9 protein-coding genes are annotated in these 17,582 nt (G+C 49.4%); 8 read left to right on the forward strand and 1 reads right to left on the reverse strand.

Annotated elements, in window-relative coordinates; genetic code table 11:
* Positions 1 to 187: 187 nt before the first annotated feature.
* The 8 genes from KJS94_RS14805 (at position 188) to KJS94_RS14840 (ending at position 11,927) form a co-directional block, all read left to right on the forward strand.
* Positions 188 to 2,698: a bifunctional YncE family protein/alkaline phosphatase family protein gene (locus KJS94_RS14805; RefSeq protein WP_214448261.1), complete on the forward strand. Its 2,511-nt coding sequence runs from the start codon at positions 188 to 190 to the stop codon at positions 2,696 to 2,698.
* The gene (locus tag KJS94_RS14810) at positions 2,695 to 4,722 is read left to right on the forward strand and encodes a TonB-dependent receptor plug domain-containing protein (RefSeq protein ID WP_214448262.1); all 2,028 of its coding nucleotides are present in this window, start codon (positions 2,695 to 2,697) and stop codon (positions 4,720 to 4,722) included. The genes KJS94_RS14805 and KJS94_RS14810 overlap by 4 nt, the downstream gene beginning before the upstream one ends.
* Positions 4,723 to 4,845: 123 nt before the next feature.
* The gene (gene glgP, locus KJS94_RS14815; protein WP_214448263.1) at positions 4,846 to 6,495 is read left to right on the forward strand and encodes an alpha-glucan family phosphorylase; all 1,650 of its coding nucleotides are present in this window, start codon (positions 4,846 to 4,848) and stop codon (positions 6,493 to 6,495) included.
* A gap of 202 nt (positions 6,496 to 6,697) precedes the next feature.
* Positions 6,698 to 7,855: a Gfo/Idh/MocA family protein gene (locus KJS94_RS14820; RefSeq protein ID WP_214448264.1), complete on the forward strand. Its 1,158-nt coding sequence runs from the start codon at positions 6,698 to 6,700 to the stop codon at positions 7,853 to 7,855.
* A gap of 610 nt (positions 7,856 to 8,465) precedes the next feature.
* The gene (locus KJS94_RS14825; protein ID WP_214448265.1) at positions 8,466 to 8,780 is read left to right on the forward strand and encodes a carboxypeptidase-like regulatory domain-containing protein; all 315 of its coding nucleotides are present in this window, start codon (positions 8,466 to 8,468) and stop codon (positions 8,778 to 8,780) included.
* 14 nt (positions 8,781 to 8,794) lie between these two features.
* Positions 8,795 to 9,349, forward strand: coding sequence for a TlpA family protein disulfide reductase (locus KJS94_RS14830; protein ID WP_214448266.1), 555 nt, complete (start codon positions 8,795 to 8,797; stop codon positions 9,347 to 9,349).
* Positions 9,350 to 9,533: 184 nt separating this feature from the next.
* Positions 9,534 to 10,859: an O-acetylhomoserine aminocarboxypropyltransferase/cysteine synthase family protein gene (locus KJS94_RS14835; RefSeq protein ID WP_214448267.1), complete on the forward strand. Its 1,326-nt coding sequence runs from the start codon at positions 9,534 to 9,536 to the stop codon at positions 10,857 to 10,859.
* Between the two features lie 30 nt (positions 10,860 to 10,889).
* Positions 10,890 to 11,927, forward strand: a complete 1,038-nt coding sequence (locus KJS94_RS14840) for a homoserine O-acetyltransferase family protein (RefSeq protein ID WP_214448268.1) — start codon at positions 10,890 to 10,892, stop codon at positions 11,925 to 11,927.
* A gap of 98 nt (positions 11,928 to 12,025) precedes the next feature.
* Here the strand turns inward: KJS94_RS14840 and KJS94_RS14845 are convergent, their stop codons facing one another.
* The gene (locus KJS94_RS14845; RefSeq protein ID WP_214448269.1) at positions 12,026 to 17,416 is read right to left on the reverse strand and encodes an alpha-2-macroglobulin family protein; all 5,391 of its coding nucleotides are present in this window, start codon (positions 17,414 to 17,416) and stop codon (positions 12,026 to 12,028) included.
* Positions 17,417 to 17,582: the final 166 nt, after the last annotated feature.

The raw sequence follows: 17,582 nt of genomic DNA on the forward strand, positions 1-17,582 counted from the left end.
TTATAGGGATCATTGGTACGCTTTAGGATAGGTCAGACTATTTCGGTTGTCTTTAAACGTTATATCCCATTTAAGATGGTACACAAGATCCCTTATCCTGCCGGGTGATGGCCACAGATCTTATTTCGGTTCCTTAAATGTAGTCACCCGGGAAGAGAATGAATACGTCATTTCGCAAACAAACAATATGAGCTACTTCCTTCAACTGGCAACCGGCCTGGGTTTATTGCTGGGTGCCCTTCCTGCATTTGCGCAGGAAACAACGATCGACAATGAACTGGCAGCGCGGAGGGTTAAACTACCCAATGGCTGGCAGCTTTCCCCCGCCGGAAGGTCATTGCCACTGGGGGACCTGCCCTTGAACCTCGCCCTTTCCCCATCGGGGAGATACCTGGCTGCCACCAATAATGGCCAGAGTGTCCAAAGTATCCAATTGATCGACCCTAAGGCAGAAAAGGTCTTGCATTCGGTGGTGGTTCCTAAATCCTGGTACGGACTGGCCTTCTCCCCCGATGAAAAATTCCTTTATGCCAGCGGCGGCAATGATAACTGGATCCTGAAATATGCGGTGGGTCCGGACCTGCTCAACCTGGTCGATAGCATACCCTTAGGAAAGAAATGGCCGGAAAAGATCTCCCCGGCCGGACTAACGGTCCACCCTAAACGCAATGAACTTTATGTGGTTACCAAGGATAACAATAGCCTGTACGTGATCGACCTTGCCGGAAAGTCAATAAAGAAAATTCTGCCTTTAGGTGCTGAAGCCTATACCTGTGTGCTGAGTGCCGACAGGAAATTTCTCTATATCTCCCTCTGGGGTGGTGCGCAGTTGCTCGAATATGATGTGAACAAGCAGGTCATCAGCAGAAGACTTGCTATAGGCAATCACCCTAATGAATTATTGTTAACGAAGGATGGCAACAGGCTGTTTGTGGCCAATGCCAATGATAACAGTGTTGCAGTGGTGGACCTCAAATCATGGACTGTATCGGAAGTATTGAATGCAGCCCTTTATCCCGATGCGCCGGAAGGTTCTGCTACGAATGGCCTGGCCTTATCAGAAGACCAGCATACCCTGTATGTGGCGAATGCCGACAATAACTGCCTGGCCGTATTCGATGTGGAGCATCCGGGCCGGTCCCACTCCTTGGGATTCATTCCTGTCGGCTGGTATCCCACCAATATAAAGGTATTGGGAAAGAAGCTCTTCGTGAGCAATGGAAAAGGCTTTACTTCCTATGCCAATCCTTACGGCCCCAGCCCGGTGCGCAAAACAGAGGCCGTAGTTTACCAGCAAGGTGATCCCTCTAAAAAACAGGAAGTGCAATACATCGGCGGCCTGATGAAAGGAACACTTTCCATCATCGATATGCCAGATGCGGCTACCCTTGCCCGTTATTCCAAAGCTGTTTATACCAATACCCCCTATTCGAAAGAAGGTGAACTGGTGGCTACAGGGGAATTGGGGAATCCCATCCCCATGAAGGTTGGCGATCCTTCGCCCATCAAGCATGTATTCTATATCATCAAGGAGAACCGCACCTATGACCAGGTATTGGCCGATATGCCTGGTGGCAATGGGGATACCAGCCTTTTGTTGTTTGGGGAACGCATTACGCCTAACCAACACCAGCTCGCTCGTGAGTTTGTATTGTTGGATAACTTCTATGTAGATGGTGAGGTTAGTGCCGATGGGCACAACTGGAGCCTGAGCGCCGGGGCAACGGATTACCTCGAGAAGAACTGGCCCACCAGCTATGGCGGCAGGGGTGGCACTTACGATGCGGAAGGCACAAGGTCCATTGCCAACCCGACCAAAGGTTTTATCTGGGACTATTGCAAAAGGGCCGGAGTAAGCTATCGCACCTATGGTGAGTTCGCTGATGACTATAAGGCCAACATTCCTGTATTGGAAGGGCATTTCTGTCCTTATTATACCAGTTGGGACGAGAGTGTAAGGGATACTACCCGGTTCTACCAATGGAAGCGTGAGTTCGACTCCCTGCTGGCAGCCAATGCTGTTCCGCAATTCAACTCCCTCCGCTTCATCAATGATCATACCGAAGGCCAGCGCCTGGGCAGGCCAACACCATTTGCGCATGTGGCAGACAATGACCTGGCAGTGGGGATGTTTGTGGAATACCTTTCCAAAAGCCCGATCTGGGAAAAGTCGGTTGTGTTCATTGTGGAAGATGATGCACAAAATGGTCCCGACCATGTGGATGCCCACCGCACCACTGCCTATGTGGCTGGTGGCTACGTGAAGCGTGGTTTTATCGACCACACCATGTATTCCACTTCGTCAATGCTGCGGACCATCGAGCTGATCCTCGGGTTGCCGCCGATGAGTCAATATGATGCGGCTGCCACACCCATGTGGCGCTGCTTTAACAAGACGCCGGACAATACGGTCTTTAGTTCCCTTCCTGCCAATGTAGACCTGAATGAGAAGAATGTAGCCAATACACCCAGTGCCCACCTGAGCGAAAGTTTTGATCTTTCAAAGGAAGATGCCATCCCTGACCTCGTGTTCAGTGAGGTGATCTGGAAGGCTGTGAAAGGGGAACAGAGCGTGATGCCTGCCCCAAGGAGAAGCGCCTTCCTGTTGGTGAGTGAAAAGGACGAAGAGGAGGGGGAAAAGGAAGAAGGGGAGAAATCATCAAAGAAACACCGCAACCATAAAGGGTCGGATAAATGAGCAGGTCGTTTGGGGTAGTGATAGCCATGATTGCGCCTCTTGCCACAGCGTTCGCGCAGGAGAAGAAGGACTCTGCAGCCCAGCCATTGAAGGAAGTGGTGGTGACCGCTCATAGGAAATCAGTGGAGAACCTGTCCATTCCCTATATGGTGGAAAGTATTGGGGCGAAAACCATCGCTGCCCACCAGCCCCGTACCACACCGGAAGCGCTGCAGGGCCTGAACGGGGTATTTGTACAGAAGACCAACCATGGCGGTGGTTCCCCATTCGTGAGGGGCCTCACCGGTAACCAGTTGCTGATACTGGTGGATGGTATACGCCTGAACAATTCCACCTTCCGTTATGGTCCCAACCAATACCTGAACACCATAGATGCCTATTCGATCCAAAGGATTGAAGTTGCCAAAGGGACAGGCTCTGTCCAGTATGGATCAGATGCAATTGGTGGGGTAGTGCAGGTGTTCAGCAAGGAACCGGAGTTTTCGGATAAGGGTTCCCGTTGGCAGGGTAACCTTCTGGGAAAATACATGTCTGCCGGGATGGAGCAAACCGGAAGGGGAGAGCTGTCTTACAGTAGTGAAAAGCTGGCTGTTGGTATTGGCCTTACCTATCGTCATTTTGGCGACCTGGTGGGAGGGGATACTACGGGTAAGCAATCGCCATCGGGTTATGAGGAATATGCTTTTGATATCAAGCTCAAGTGGGCGCTGCCGGATCGTTCCACCCTCACCTTTGCGAACCAGTTCCTCCGGCAGAACCATGTGCCTGTATACCACAAAGTGCAGCTGGAGCGGTTCCGGAACAACGAAATGGATCCCCAGCAAAGGCTCCTGACCTATTTGCGTTGGGATAAGAAGGGTGAGACCAAATGGATGCGGCAGCTATCCGTAACGGCCTCTTACCAGGATAGCAGGGAAGGAAGGATAAGCAGCAAACAGGGTAGCACAGTAGTGAGAAAGGAGCAGGATGCCGTGAGCTCTTTTGGCCTGTCAGCGGACCTGTCCAGCGAGATCGCCAGGGGTTGGTCGGCCAATTCCGGAATAGAACTCTATCATGATATCATAGGTAGTGAGCGCTATGACCGTAATGAAGCAGATGGCACTATTCGTCCATTGCGCGCCTTGTACCCTGATGGCTCCACCTATGGAAACTATTCGATCTATACCCTGCATCACTTTGCCTGGAAAAACTTTAGCGCTGAACTGGGGCTTCGTTACAATGCCTTCAACATAAGGCTGGAGGATAGTTCCCTCGGGCAAGTCAGGATCCAACCTTCTGCCCTCGTTGCTAATGCGGCATTGATGTACCATGTCAATGATCATCATAAGTTGTTTGCGGCCCTGGGTAATGGGTACCGCGCCCCCAATATTGATGATATGGGTTCATTGGGCATTGTTGATTTCCGTTATGAAGTACCTGCAAGGGACCTTCGTGCAGAACAATCCATCAATTCAGAATTGGGTTACAAGTTCCTGGATGGACGTTTTTCCGGGGCTGCCTCTGTTTTCCATATGGACCTCCGTAACCTGGTCACAAGGGTGAGGGTGCCCGGCGATTCCATCAGTGGTTACCCGGTGTACAGGAAGGAGAATGTGGAAGAGGGATATATCTGGGGATGGGAAGCTGCGCTATCCTATCGCGCAGGGGCCCATTGGCAATTCAGCGGGAATATGGCCTGGCAGTACGGCCAAAATGAGACCCGTGGGGAACCCATGCGTAGGATCCCCCCGGTGAATGGCAGGTTGTTAGCTGCGTATACTGATGACCGTTGGTCGGCCACCATGGAGTGGTTATTTGCGGGAAAGCAGGACCGTTTGGCAAAGGGCGATAGGGAGGATAACAGGATACCCCAAGGAGGCACTCCGGGTTGGGAGGTGTTGAACCTCTATGGTGGCTACCGCTGGCGAACGATCCAAATGAATGCCGGCCTGCTGAATCTTTTCAATATAGATTACCGAACCCATGGTTCGGGCATTAATGGCGTGGGGAGAAGTTATTGGATCTCGGTGCAATGGCGTTGGTGAGTAGTATTAATAGCCTGCAATCACATTGCCTTATGCCAGTATTGACCATAATCATGGTCCCTGCCTATTATCATCATGGTCGCCGGAACTGGAATAGGGTAATTTGCCCGACAATCGATCGCTATGTCCTTTCCGTTCTCCCATCGTTATGCATTTGATGACTCCTTCAAAAAGCCTGTCGCCTATTTCTGTATGGAATTTGCCATCCACCAGTCGTTCAAGATCTATTCCGGTGGATTGGGATTCCTTGCCGGCTCCCATATGCGTAGCGCCTATGACCTGAAGCAGAATATGGTAGGGGTAGGCATCTTATGGAAATATGGGTATTATGACCAGGTGCGGAAGGCAGACCAGACCATGGATGTGCTTTTCCAGGAAAAAGTATATGGCTTCCTGCAGGAAACGGGCATCCGCTTCTCCATCAAGGTCAATGGGCACCCGGTATGGGTAACGGCCTATTACCTGGCCCCGGAAATTTTCCAGACAGCCCCTATGTTCTTTCTCAGTACAGACCTGCCGGAGAACGACTACCTGGCCAGGACCATCTGTCACCGCCTATATGATGCCAACCCGGAAGCGAGGCTGGCCGCAGCGATCCTCCTGGGTGAGGGCGGCGCCAAGCTTTTTGAGCAACTGGATTGGAAACCCGAAACCTATCACCTCAATGAATCCCACGCCCTCCCCCTTGCCTTCTATCTCTATAGCCAGTATGGAAGCCTCGAAGCCTTTAAGCGCCACCTGGTCTTCACCAACCATACCCCGGAGTCGGCAGGCAATGAGCAATCGGATATGCGCCTGCTCGGCAAGATGGGATTCTTCAATGACCTTTCGGAAGAAACGGTAAGGAAGATCACAGGCACTACAACGGATACACTTAACCATACACTGGCTGCCTTGCGACTGGCGGGAATAGCCAATGGGGTGTCGGAGCAGCACCGGCTCACCATGTGCAAGATGTGGCAGCCCGACAAGGAAACCTGCGGGATCAGGGCTATCACCAATGCGCAGCATTTTGGTTATTGGGCCGATAAGCCTATGTATGATGCCCTGCTGGACAATGATGATGAAGCACTGGCTGCTAGGAAGCTCGCATGCAAGCGGGCCCTTTTTGAGGAAGTGGCAGACCAGAATGGGGAGTTGTATGATGAGCATGTTTTCACCCTGGTCTTTGCCAAGCGATTTGCCGGGTATAAACGCGCGGAGCTCCTGATGCAGGATATGGATCGTTTCAGGAAGCTGTTGGGGAACAAGCGGTATCCCATCCAGGTGATCTGGGCCGGGAAGCCTTACCCGATGGACTATGCTGCCATTGGCAGTTTTGACCGGATCGTTCATCTCTGCAAGTCCTTCAGTAATTGCGCCATCCTGGTAGGCTACGAGCTGAAATTGTCAAAGCTCCTGAAGGGTGGTGCCGATGGCTGGTTGAATGTGCCCCGACTCCGGCATGAAGCTTCGGGTACCAGTGGCATGACGGCTGCCATGAATGGTGCCGTGAATATTGGCCTGCCAGATGGCTGGTTCCCTGAGTTTGCCAGGGACCACCAGAACAGCTTTGTGATCCCGCCCTGCGATACCTGCCTGCACGACCATGAGCAGGATGACCGCGATGCGCACAGTCTTTATACCTTATTGGAAGAGACCGTACTGCCAATGTTTTATAATGACCGCCCGTCCTGGCTGCAATTGATGAAGCAGGGCATGCGCGATGTAGTGCCACAATTCGATAGTGCCCGGATGGCGAGGGAGTATTATGAAAAATTATACCTGGCTTGATAATGGCTTTGGTATTGCCCGAATAGAGGGCGCCTTTTTGCAATATTTTTTTATCCAAGTGTAGGCGGATTACTACCTGTCCCTCCGGCAGGTTTTGGAACGGGGAGTTTTCAGCAGTGAATTATACTTCCAGGGAATGAATTCGGCTAAGTGCCAATGTGCTTTTTAGTATATTTAACCTCCATTTTAAACAGCAAGCAACATGAATCGAAAACTACGTATGGGCATGATCGGTGGTGGCCTCGACGCATTTATTGGCGCTATCCACCGACTGGCAGCCAACATGGATGGTAAGATCGAACTGGTTTGTGGCGCACTCAGCATCAACGAAGAGATTGCCATCAAAAGTGGTAAGGCACTGTTCCTTAACGAGGACCGCATTTACAAGAATTACGAAGAGATGCTGGAGAAGGAAGCCGCTTTGCCGGCCGACCAGCGGATGGATTTCGTGACCATTGTTACCCCCAACTTCGCGCATTTCGCTCCGGCCATGAAGGCACTGGAGAAAGGCTTCCACGTAGTGATCGAGAAGCCGATCACGCTTTCGCTGGAAGAAGCCAAGCAATTAAAGGCCAAAGTGGAAGAGACCGGTCTCATCCTCTGCCTTACGCATACCTATACCGGTTATCCCATGGTGAAAGAGGCGAAGGACCTCATTGCAAAGGGCGAACTGGGCAAGATCCGCAAGGTATTTGTTGAATACCGGCAGGGCTGGCTGAGCCGCCTGTCGGAGCGCGAAGGCAATGCCGGCGCCGCCTGGAGGACGGATGCCAAGAAATCGGGCAAGAGCGGTGTGATGGGCGATATCGGCACCCATGCTTTTAACCTGGCTGAATACATCAGTGGCCTGCAAGTAAGCGAACTCTGCGCCGACCTGAATGTGGTGGTGGATGGCCGTGCCCTGGATGATGACGGGGCCGTGCTGCTGCGTTTCAACAATGGGGCCAGTGGAGTGCTGATGGCTACGCAGGTAGCAGCCGGTGAGGAAAATAACCTGTCGATCCGCATTTATGGCGAGCAGGGTGGAATAGAATGGCAGCAGCAGGAGCCCAATACCCTACTGGTAAAATGGTATGACAAGCCAATGGAAGTACGTCGTGCCGGCCAGGGTTACCTGAGCGCCATCGCCAAACAAAATACCCGCACGCCCGGTGGCCATCCCGAAGGTTACCTGGAAGCTTTCGCCAACCTCTACCGCAATTTCACCCAAACCCTTGCGGCCCGCATGGAAGGCGGCAGCGTTGATGCCAGCGTGGTTGAATTCCCCTCCGTGAATGAAGGCATCAGGGGAATGGCCTTTATCGAGAACGTGGTAAGGAGCAATGAAAGCGGGGAGAAATGGGTGAGTTATACAATTTGAGATAGAATTCAGATAATTAAGTGCCGTAGTTACATTTTAACTACTAATGAAGCACAGGGTAATTCGATATGATAAAAATATTTCGGATTTCCTTGTGCTTCTTAATTTTTGGTGATATCTGCTTGTAGAATAATCCGGGCTTTTGGGTTTAACTATATTTAATGGTTGCCGAAATCCATTGGCATTTTCTTTAATTGACTGGAGTTTAGGTTCTGTAGCTCCATTACTTCAAGATCAGCCCCACAATTATAATCAGGATGGAAATTACCCACGGGTTGAAGTACTGATCATTTGTGGTCAACCAGGTATTCTGAACAGGAAGAATTCAGGTGATCAGAAAATAAAATTTGGAGGAAAGAATATTTATGCTAATTTAGTCTATAGAAATAGTAGACTAATAATCTTTCATGCATCAATTGACCAGGTATATAGCTAGGGTGTTGGCCGGTGATGGAAACATTACAGGTTCGAGGTTTGAATCCTATTACTCCTGGTATGCTTCAGCCACCTGTTGACTTGATCCAGTTCATCAATGAACAAGCGGTTAATGTTGGGAATATCTTTTTTCCCAACTTGATTTTCTGTGATTGTTAACTAAACGCAGTAGGCAATGAAATTGATCCTGATCATGTTCGCATGTTTAATCGCTGGTAAGCCGACAATAGTTGATATGAAGAATGACGCATTAGTTATCCAGGGAAAAGTTATCAGTTTTAATGAATCCTTTCCCCTTGAAGGTGTTTTGGTTCAGGTGAAAGGAACCAGTACCATAACAGGAACCCAGGCTGATGGGACCTATTCACTTGAGATAAGGCCTATAGATACGATGCTTGTGTTTAGCCTAAGTGGCTATGAACGACAGGAGGTCAGGGTTATGCCAGATAAAAGGGAGTATGATATCGCTTTGAAACCTTCTGGACAATAGTAAAACAATTATGTATGGGGAAGATATTGATGCTTTGTTTAGGGATTAGTTTGCTGGCCATTGACACCCTTCTTGCGCAAGAAAATCAGGTTGAGTCAAAGAGTACAGTTGATGTGAATAGGGGCTTTATCGTTAATGTTGGTGAAAAGGCTCCTGGTGGCATTTTGCTCGAGCTGACGAATGGGGAGAAGTTGACATTGGAATCGCTAAGGGGAAAGGTTGTGTTGCTCCAATTTACAGCTAGCTGGTGTGTGGTATGCAGGAAGGAAATGCCTCATCTTGAAAAGGAGGTCTGGCAGGTGTATAAAGACAGGGGCCTGGTGTTGATTGGTATTGATCGTGATGAGCCCATTGATACTGTGAGGCAGTTTGCATCTAAAATGAAAGTAACCTATCCATTAGCGTTAGATCCAGGCGCCGCGATATTCCATAAGTTCGCCTCAAGGGATGCCGGTGTTACCCGAAATGTCCTGATTGACAGAAATGGTAATATTAGTTTCCTGACAAGATTATTCGACATGCAAGAGTTTGAGCAGCTCAAGCAGAAGATTTCCGAATTACTGAATTGACCGATGGCTTTTTAACACACACATAAAGGGTATTCCTGAAATAGCAAGCAGCTTTTGGTTGATTTGAGGTCCTGCCCAATGGGGAGGAGGAATTTTCCTCCCCTTTTACTCTATAAAAAAAGTAGACTAAAATAAATGCTGAGGTAGCTTAACAAACTAATTAACGTGAAATAAAAAAATCTCTATGAGTAGTAATTATCATTTCGAAACCCTTCAATTGCACGCCGGACAGGAAATTGATCCAACCACGCGTTCAAGGGCAGTACCTATTTTCCAAACTAGTTCCTATGCATTCGAGAATACCGGTCATGCTGCCGATTTGTTCGGATTAAGGCAATTTGGAAACATTTATACCAGGATCATGAATCCTACTACTGATGTGTTGGAAAAAAGATTGGCAGCATTAGAAGGGGGTGTAGCTGCAGTTGCAACATCATCCGGACAAGCAGCCCAATTCCTGGCGTTAAGTAATATTCTTCAGGCGGGTGATAACCTGATTACTACCTCTTTTCTTTATGGTGGCACCTATAATCAATTCAAGGTTGCTTTTAAGCGCTTAGGCATTGATGTTAGGTTTGCTAATGGGGATGATGTGGAAAGTTTTGTTCCCCTTATTGACAAGAACACAAAAGCCATTTACCTGGAAACGATTGGTAATCCGAGGCTGAATATCCCTGATTTTAAAAAGTTCGCTGCACTGAGCCGCGAATACGATTTGCCCCTTGTGGTTGATAATACTTTTGGAGCGGCCGGGTATTTATTCAGGCCTATTGAATGGGGTGCGAATATAGTGGTTGCGTCCACTACCAAATGGATCGGTGGCCATGGAACTTCTATTGGGGGAATTGTTGTGGATGGGGGAAATTATAATTGGGGTAATGGGAAATTTCCCCAGTTTACAGAGCCTGCTGAAGGCTACCATGGCCTGAAATTCTGGGATGTTTTTGGAGAGGGCAATCCTTTGGGGTTACCCAATATTGCATTTGCCATTCGCGCAAGGGTTGAAGGATTGAGGGATTTTGGGCCCTCCGCAAGTCCGTTTAATTCTTTCCTTCACCTTCAGGGCCTGGAAACCCTTTCCTTGCGGGTTGAAAGAATATCTCAGAATGCCCTTGCCCTTGCGCAATGGTTAGAACAGCATGAATTGGTGGAATTTGTATGGTATCCTGGACTGAAGTCCAGTCACTATCATAGCCTTGCCAACAATTACCTTAAACGAGGTTATGGAGGCGTTCTTCAATTTGGCATCAGGGGTGGTATCGATAATGGTAGGCGATTTATTGATTCTCTTAAGTTAGTAAGTCACCTGGCAAATGTTGGTGATGCAAAAACCCTTGCCATTCATCCCGCTTCTACCACTCATGAACAGTTAAACGAGTCGGAAAGGGAAACTTCTGGAGTTTTACCCAACCTGATCAGGATTAGTCTGGGGATAGAGCACATTGAAGATATTAAAGCAGATTTTGAACAGGCATTTCAGAAGGTCTTTTTAACGGACCTGGTTTCCTGATTCGATCCTATTAGCAATAAAAGAAAAACAATGACGGAAATATTTTACCTAAAGGAACCCTTTCATTTAGAGTCTGGTGAGGTCCTTCCTTCCTTACACCTCGCCTATACCACCTATGGTTGGCTAAATGAAAGCAGGGACAATGTGGTATGGGTCTTTCATGCCTTAACTGCTAATAGTGACCCGGCAGAATGGTGGCCCGGCTTAGTGGGTCAGGGTAAACTTATTGATCCCGCTAAATATTTCATTGTTTGTGTAAATATGCCAGGAAGTTGCTACGGAAGTATTGGGCCATTAAGTAAGGATCCTGATACTGGTGAAAGTTATTTCCATGCTTTCCCCTTCTTTACTACAAGGGATATGGTAAAAGCATACCAGCGTCTCAGGTATGCTCTAGGTATAAGGAGGATAAAGCTGGGTATTGGTGGCTCAATGGGTGGTCAACAATTACTTGAATGGGCAATTGAAGAGCCAAGGCTTTTTGAACACATAGTCCCTATAGCAACAAATGCATTTCATTCAGCATGGGGTATTGCCTTTAATGAATCCCAAAGACGTTGTATTGAAGTTGATGCAACATGGACGGATAGAGGGCGATGGGCTGGAATTGAAGGCATGAAAGTAGCCAGGGGTCTTGGACTCTTGTCTTACAGAAATTACCACATTTATGATATACATCAGCGCGAGGATGACAGGAGAAAGCTGACTGATTTTAAGAGTTCATCTTACCAGGTTTACCAGGGAGAGAAGCTCGCCAGAAGGTTCAATGCATTCAGTTACCATACATTAACCAGAAGCATGGATGCCCACAATGTTGGTAGGGGAAGACTGTCTGTTGCTGCAGCATTAAATACGATACAGGCCCATACCTTGGTGATCGGTATAGGTACGGATATTTTATTCCCCCTCAGTGAGCAGCAATACATTGCAGCACATATCAATAATGCTCGTTTTGTGGCCATCCACTCCAACTATGGCCATGATGGGTTTTTACTTGAGAATGATTCATTAACCAGGATCATAGGGCCATTTGTTGAGGAGGCATTCATTTCCACAAGTTCTGTTTAGCAATCGTTGATCTATAGTTTGGTTTTGAAAAAGCAGGCTCCGGTTTCCCGGTTGACCTGCTTTTTTATGATATTCACCCTGGTTGTCTTACGTTCATTTTAAGGCTTCTTTACCGTAATCATGCCCGCTCCATGGTAAGAATGGTACTCGCTGTTGTACATGGCATCAGCACTGGCCGGCCCCATCCTGAACTTGCCCGGTGATACCGCCCTTACGGCATAGTAATATACCTGGCGGTTCTGCTGCGCATCCACAAACAAATGGATCCTGTCATCACGGACATCTATATGCGTAGGCGTGGAAGCATCCTTGATCCAATCCATACCCGGGATCTCCTTGGTCCGCGGGTTCTCGATCTCGAAGCCTGCGGGCAGGAGATCGGTGATCACGACGTTCTCCACCACGCTGCTATAGGATTTTTCCAGCACCAACTGCACGATCACCAGGTCATTTTGATTGAAGACATTGGAATGGATCGGTTGTCCATTACGGTTATAGAATTTCCGCCTGATCTTCAGGTAGCTGTCTTCTTCCTTGTAAGCACCCGAAATGCTGATGCCTTCTGACTGCCACCAGTAGTACAACTGGCCATTTCCTTTCACCACAAGGTCCACATTGGTGCCTGGCAATTCCTTATCGCTAAGCTTGACCGTATTGTTATTGATCCGGGCAATGGTCTTGCCATTGGCCCTGATCTCCCCGCTGGTGTTGGCTTGATTGGCCTTGCGGGAGAGTTTGCCAATGGCCAGGAAACCAAAGGATGATTCCTGGGTGCTGTACCATCTGCGCTGTTTCAACTGATCCGTTACATGCCTTGCCATTACCGGTACCTGGGCATTATTGGGGTCGATCTCAATAAGGGCATTCAGGGCAATGGCCTCATCGCGAATATCAGAATAGAAGCTGCCTCCTGTCTGCGCCACTGCTACCTCCCCGCTGAACGAACCGGGCAGTAACTCCTTGAAGCGACTTTTATCACCTGCCAGTGCATAAGTGGCCGCGAGCAGGTATTTGCTATCCAGGCTCAGGATATCGGGCCTTGACTTGTAATAGTTCATGACCGGCACATTCGGCCTGCCGGCCAGTGCCAGTACATACAGGCTGTAGGCTACTTCCTTCGGTGCGATCTTCTTTTGCTTGTCGCGGTTATAGATGTAATTGATGGTTTCCTTATTGCGCAGCCTGTTATTGATATAGCCCAGCATGGTGTTCAGCAGGCCCTGCTCCACTTCGAAGCCTGCTTTCCTGGCTTCCAGCAGGAAATGCGCTGAATAGGTCGTCGCCCACCAGTTCTCAGTATCGGCCTGGTCCCATAGGGTGATGGCACCATTGTATAACTGGCGCATCTTGATCTTCCGGATGGCTTCCATCACATTGGCATTGGCGCTTTGTTTATTGGCCGTTCCTTTCTTCAGCAAGTCTGCCATATCACCAAAATACAATTGGGGGAAGGCGGATGAAACGGTCTGCTCGGTACAGCCATAGGGATATTCCACGAGGTATTGCAATTGATTGGCCAGTTCGAGCGCAGGTGACCTACTCACCACCAACTGGTAGCGACTGCTGCCGGGCATGAAGTCGGCCGTGCCGATACTGATCGCCTTTGTGCTGTTGGCATTGACCACTCCTGATCCGGTCATCTTTTGAAGGGTAGAAGGCGGCCTGACGGTGATATCGGTTTCTTCCCTGAACTTTTCGCCCATGCCGGCCACTTCAATTTCTACTTTTCCTGCAGCTATTTGTGAACGCGCAGCCACCCTGAAGTTCACCACGGCCTCACTGCCAGCTTCAACACTGGCCGTTTGCTGGCCGGACCCGATCACCTCCAGCGGCCCTTGTACCCTGATGCTGGCCGTTAAGTTGCCATTGTTCCTGGTGGTATTGGTGATGGTCACCGGAACATTGATGGTATCGGTTGGACTCAGGAATCTTGGCATGGCTGTACTCAGGACAACAGGATCTGCCACTGTCATCAGTTTTTCGCCTGAACCAAATTGGTTATTGTTGACAGCCAGTGCCATCAACCTGACCTCACCGGAGAATTGCGGGATATCAAACTCAAAGCTGGCTTCCCCTGAGCTGTTAGCGGTCTTGATGCCACTCCAGTAGGAAACGATCTTCACGCGCTTATTGGGCATGGGGTTTACCCGCTGGTTCATGCTCAGCGCCCCATCGCCACCGGTGCTGCTCAGCCTGGCTTTCAACTCGGGGAACAGCAAAGGGTAGAGGTCGAAGGCGTTTACCCCCAGGGCGCGTTGTGCATAGAAATGCGCATAGGGATCAGGGGTAGCAAAGTCGGTAACCTGCAAAACGCCATTGTCAACTGCGGCGAGGGTGACCTGGCTTCCCGGTTGGGTTTTCACCATTACCTTCTGGTGGGTACGGGAGCGAACGGCCGACTGGGCCTGGATATCCACCCGCATTTTCCGCGATGCCTGTTCCACCTTCACGCTCCTGAAACCATGCGCTACCGTAAGCGGGATATCTGAGGCATCATGGGGTTTGAATAGGGTAGCAGTGATGTATACATTGGGCAGGTGCTCGGCGGTTAGTTGCAGGTCCAGGCTGGCATTGCGTTTGGAAACATCAACGTATTGATGGCTCAGAACCTTGTCCTGCTCCATGGTAACCAGCATCTTCCCGTTGAAAGGGGTCTTGAAAAGCAGTTTAACAGATTCCCCTTCCGCGTAGCTGGCCTTATCTGTTTCAATATCGATCTCGCCTTCCGTATTCACATCAAAGGAATTGTTGTCGCCACCCCAACTGCCATAACTATAGAAACTGCGGCTGACATAGGCCGATGCACCGGGGATGTACAACCGAATTTCATAATTGCCGGGCGTGCGAGGGGTGAAACTGTAGAAGGTGTTCTCCCCGTTGATGGTGGCATTGCCTTGTGCGACCACCTTGTCTTCCTGTTGCGATTCATACCGGAAATAATTCCCGCTCTTTGCGAGCACGGTCCGGTATTCATGTTTGATGACCTGTACAGCAGCTACAGCACCATTAAGTGGCCGTTCATTCTTGTCGAGTGCGATCACCGGGAAGCGGATAGGCTGTTGCAGCGGGAAATAATCATAACCGTTATCACCGATGCCGAAGAATACTTCCTGGGTATAGATCTCGGCACTGGCCTTCCTGCTAACCGGCCTGCCCGTTTCATCGAAAACAGTAGTATAGAAATTGGTTTGCAGGAGCCCGATATTCTTGTACATATCCGGGACGGTAAAGCTTTCACTGGCATTACCCTGCTCATTGGTATTGCCTTCCCTCAGTTGTTTGTCGAAGAAACTGTTCTGGTTGGCCAGGTTGAACTGGAACTGGCGGTATTTTTTGGGGGAGAAGGCCAGTTGGTTCACCTGGATCTCTGTTTCGTATTTACGGTTGGCGGCAGGTGGCCCGAAGAAATTGGTGGCGGTAATGGACAGGTTGGCCTTCTCGCCCGGTTTGAGCTGTGCTTTATCCAGCTTCGTGTTCACTTTAATGCGATCTGGTACGAATTCTTCCACCATGAAGTTTTTGGTGGTGAGCAGGACATCATTGCCGGTATAGACTTCCATGGTGTAGCTGCCCGTAATGGCTGCAGTTGCAATGTCGAGACTGCCTTCGAGCATACCCTGGGCATTGAGGTTCTTGCGGATGGTCTTCAGTTCCTTACCCGTTGGCAGGAGGAACTTCATTTTCAAAGGCATTTCCCCGGGGGATTGCCAATTCGCATTGCGGGCGATCAGGGCAAAATTGATCTTCTCGCCGGGCCGGTAAATATCCCTTTCCGCATATACAAATGCATCGATGCCTGTACTATTGATCCTTTTGCCCCCTACTTCAAAGCGGGAAGTATTGACGGCCGTATTGCTAAAAGGCAGGTAGTTGAAATCGCCGGCTGTCTTCGCTACCAGCATCGCCGGTTTGAAGCCTGCCATTTCTTTTCGCATATACGCAATCGTTGCCACGCCGTTCTCGTCCGTTGTTCCCATCCCCAGGAGCTGGTTATTGGCGCCGTAAGCGGAGACCGTTACATCCTTCATGGCCTTGGCGGTTTTGATGGAATTGGCAAAGACCCAGATCGCGTCCTTGCCTTCCTTCGCGATCAATCCAATATCAGACAGCGAGATGAAGCGGCTATCACTTACCCAGTAATCATCACTGGACCTGATGCGGATATGGTAGATGCCTTTGAAGTCCGGTAATTTGTCCTCAACCGAGAAATGAAAGAGCCTTGACGCGCCATTTTTCGGAAGGGTGCTGGTCTCGATCTCTTTTTCATAGATCACATCGCCGAAACTCAGGTCGCCGCCTTCATTATAATAGTATCCCTGCTCGCCGTCCTTTTCCTCCGGGGAATAGCCGTAATTTTTAGCGGCCAGCAGGTTGTTCTCATAGATCTTGGAGACCACTACCTTGACCTTGGGGATATTGACAATGCTGACCTCAATATTCTTATAGCCTTCACCGGACAGGTAGGTCGCTTTCCGGTTGGTGAAGTTGACCGAAGGTTCCAGTTCACCAAACCCGAAGCTGTTGGTGTAGTCCTCCTTCAGTTGCCCGCCGATCTTTCCCCTCAATCCTTTGAGGATGGTCAGCTCATAGGTTTTCTCGTTGCTGAAGCCATCACTGCTGATGAACAGTCCGTTCTCGGTCAGTTCGGTGGAGAATTTTACAGCAGGACTGATCTTTACCAGGGCTGAAAGGTCGTTGTTGGCGAGTTGCTGGCTGGTCCTGATGATGAGTTTACCCGTTGAACCATCGTGTTCAGTTTCCATATCATTTATGGTCAGCACAAAAGGGGAAGGTACATTGCCATCCATTTGCTGTGCCTCGGCAGTGGGGTTGCTTCCACCTTCCGGCAGTAGTCCTTTGTCGAGACTGATAGAGATGGGCATATCCCTGTCTTCCGCCCGGAGGTCCAGGATCCGCAGGACCATGAACCTGGATGCGGAAGCGCTGACCAGTGAGTAGTTGACAGATTTGCCATCCACTTGCAGCCTGAGTTTCTCCTTCAGCTGAGCCGGCTGGATGGGGTAGTTGAAACTAAGTTCCACCTGCGGGATCGCCGAGGTACTGTTCTCGTCCTGTAAGACCCAGGTAATGTTAGAGCCTTCCAGTTTGAGGGCTGGTGTGTAGAAGCTGATCTTTTTGGGTTGTTCGATCTGGCCGTAAGCCGAATGTTGCAGGACGGCTTTGTTGATCGTGGCGGTATAATTGGTGGCCGGCGCCAATGGATTGGCCGGGGAGAAGACCAATTCATCCGGGCTTTCCCATCGGAACTTTCCCGGGATCTTGGGTTCGAAACTGATGTATTCCGTTGCATCCCAGCGATTCAATAGCGAGTCGCTGACCAGTGGTTTACTGAAACGGAATACCAGGTTCTGGAGTTGGGAGACTTCTTTTTCAGCGTTGGTGAATTCAAGGCTTACTGTTTTGCGGTTACAGGCCGATAACGTTGTAAACAGTATTACAACGAAGGCCAGGGCCAATTTGCTGCGCATAAAGATGAGGGTTAATGGTCGGTGAGTGGACTGCCGGTTTATCAGCGGAAGTTGATGTAAGTTACAAAAGAAAATTGCCGGCAAGAATGTTGGTGAGCAGTCTTTGTTGATTTATCAATCATTTAAGAAATCGCTTTTTTCGCTGCTGTTGATTTGTTGGAATTTT

Source organism: Flavihumibacter rivuli (assembly GCF_018595685.2).
GTDB classification, from domain to species: Bacteria; Bacteroidota; Bacteroidia; order Chitinophagales; family Chitinophagaceae; genus Flavihumibacter; species Flavihumibacter rivuli.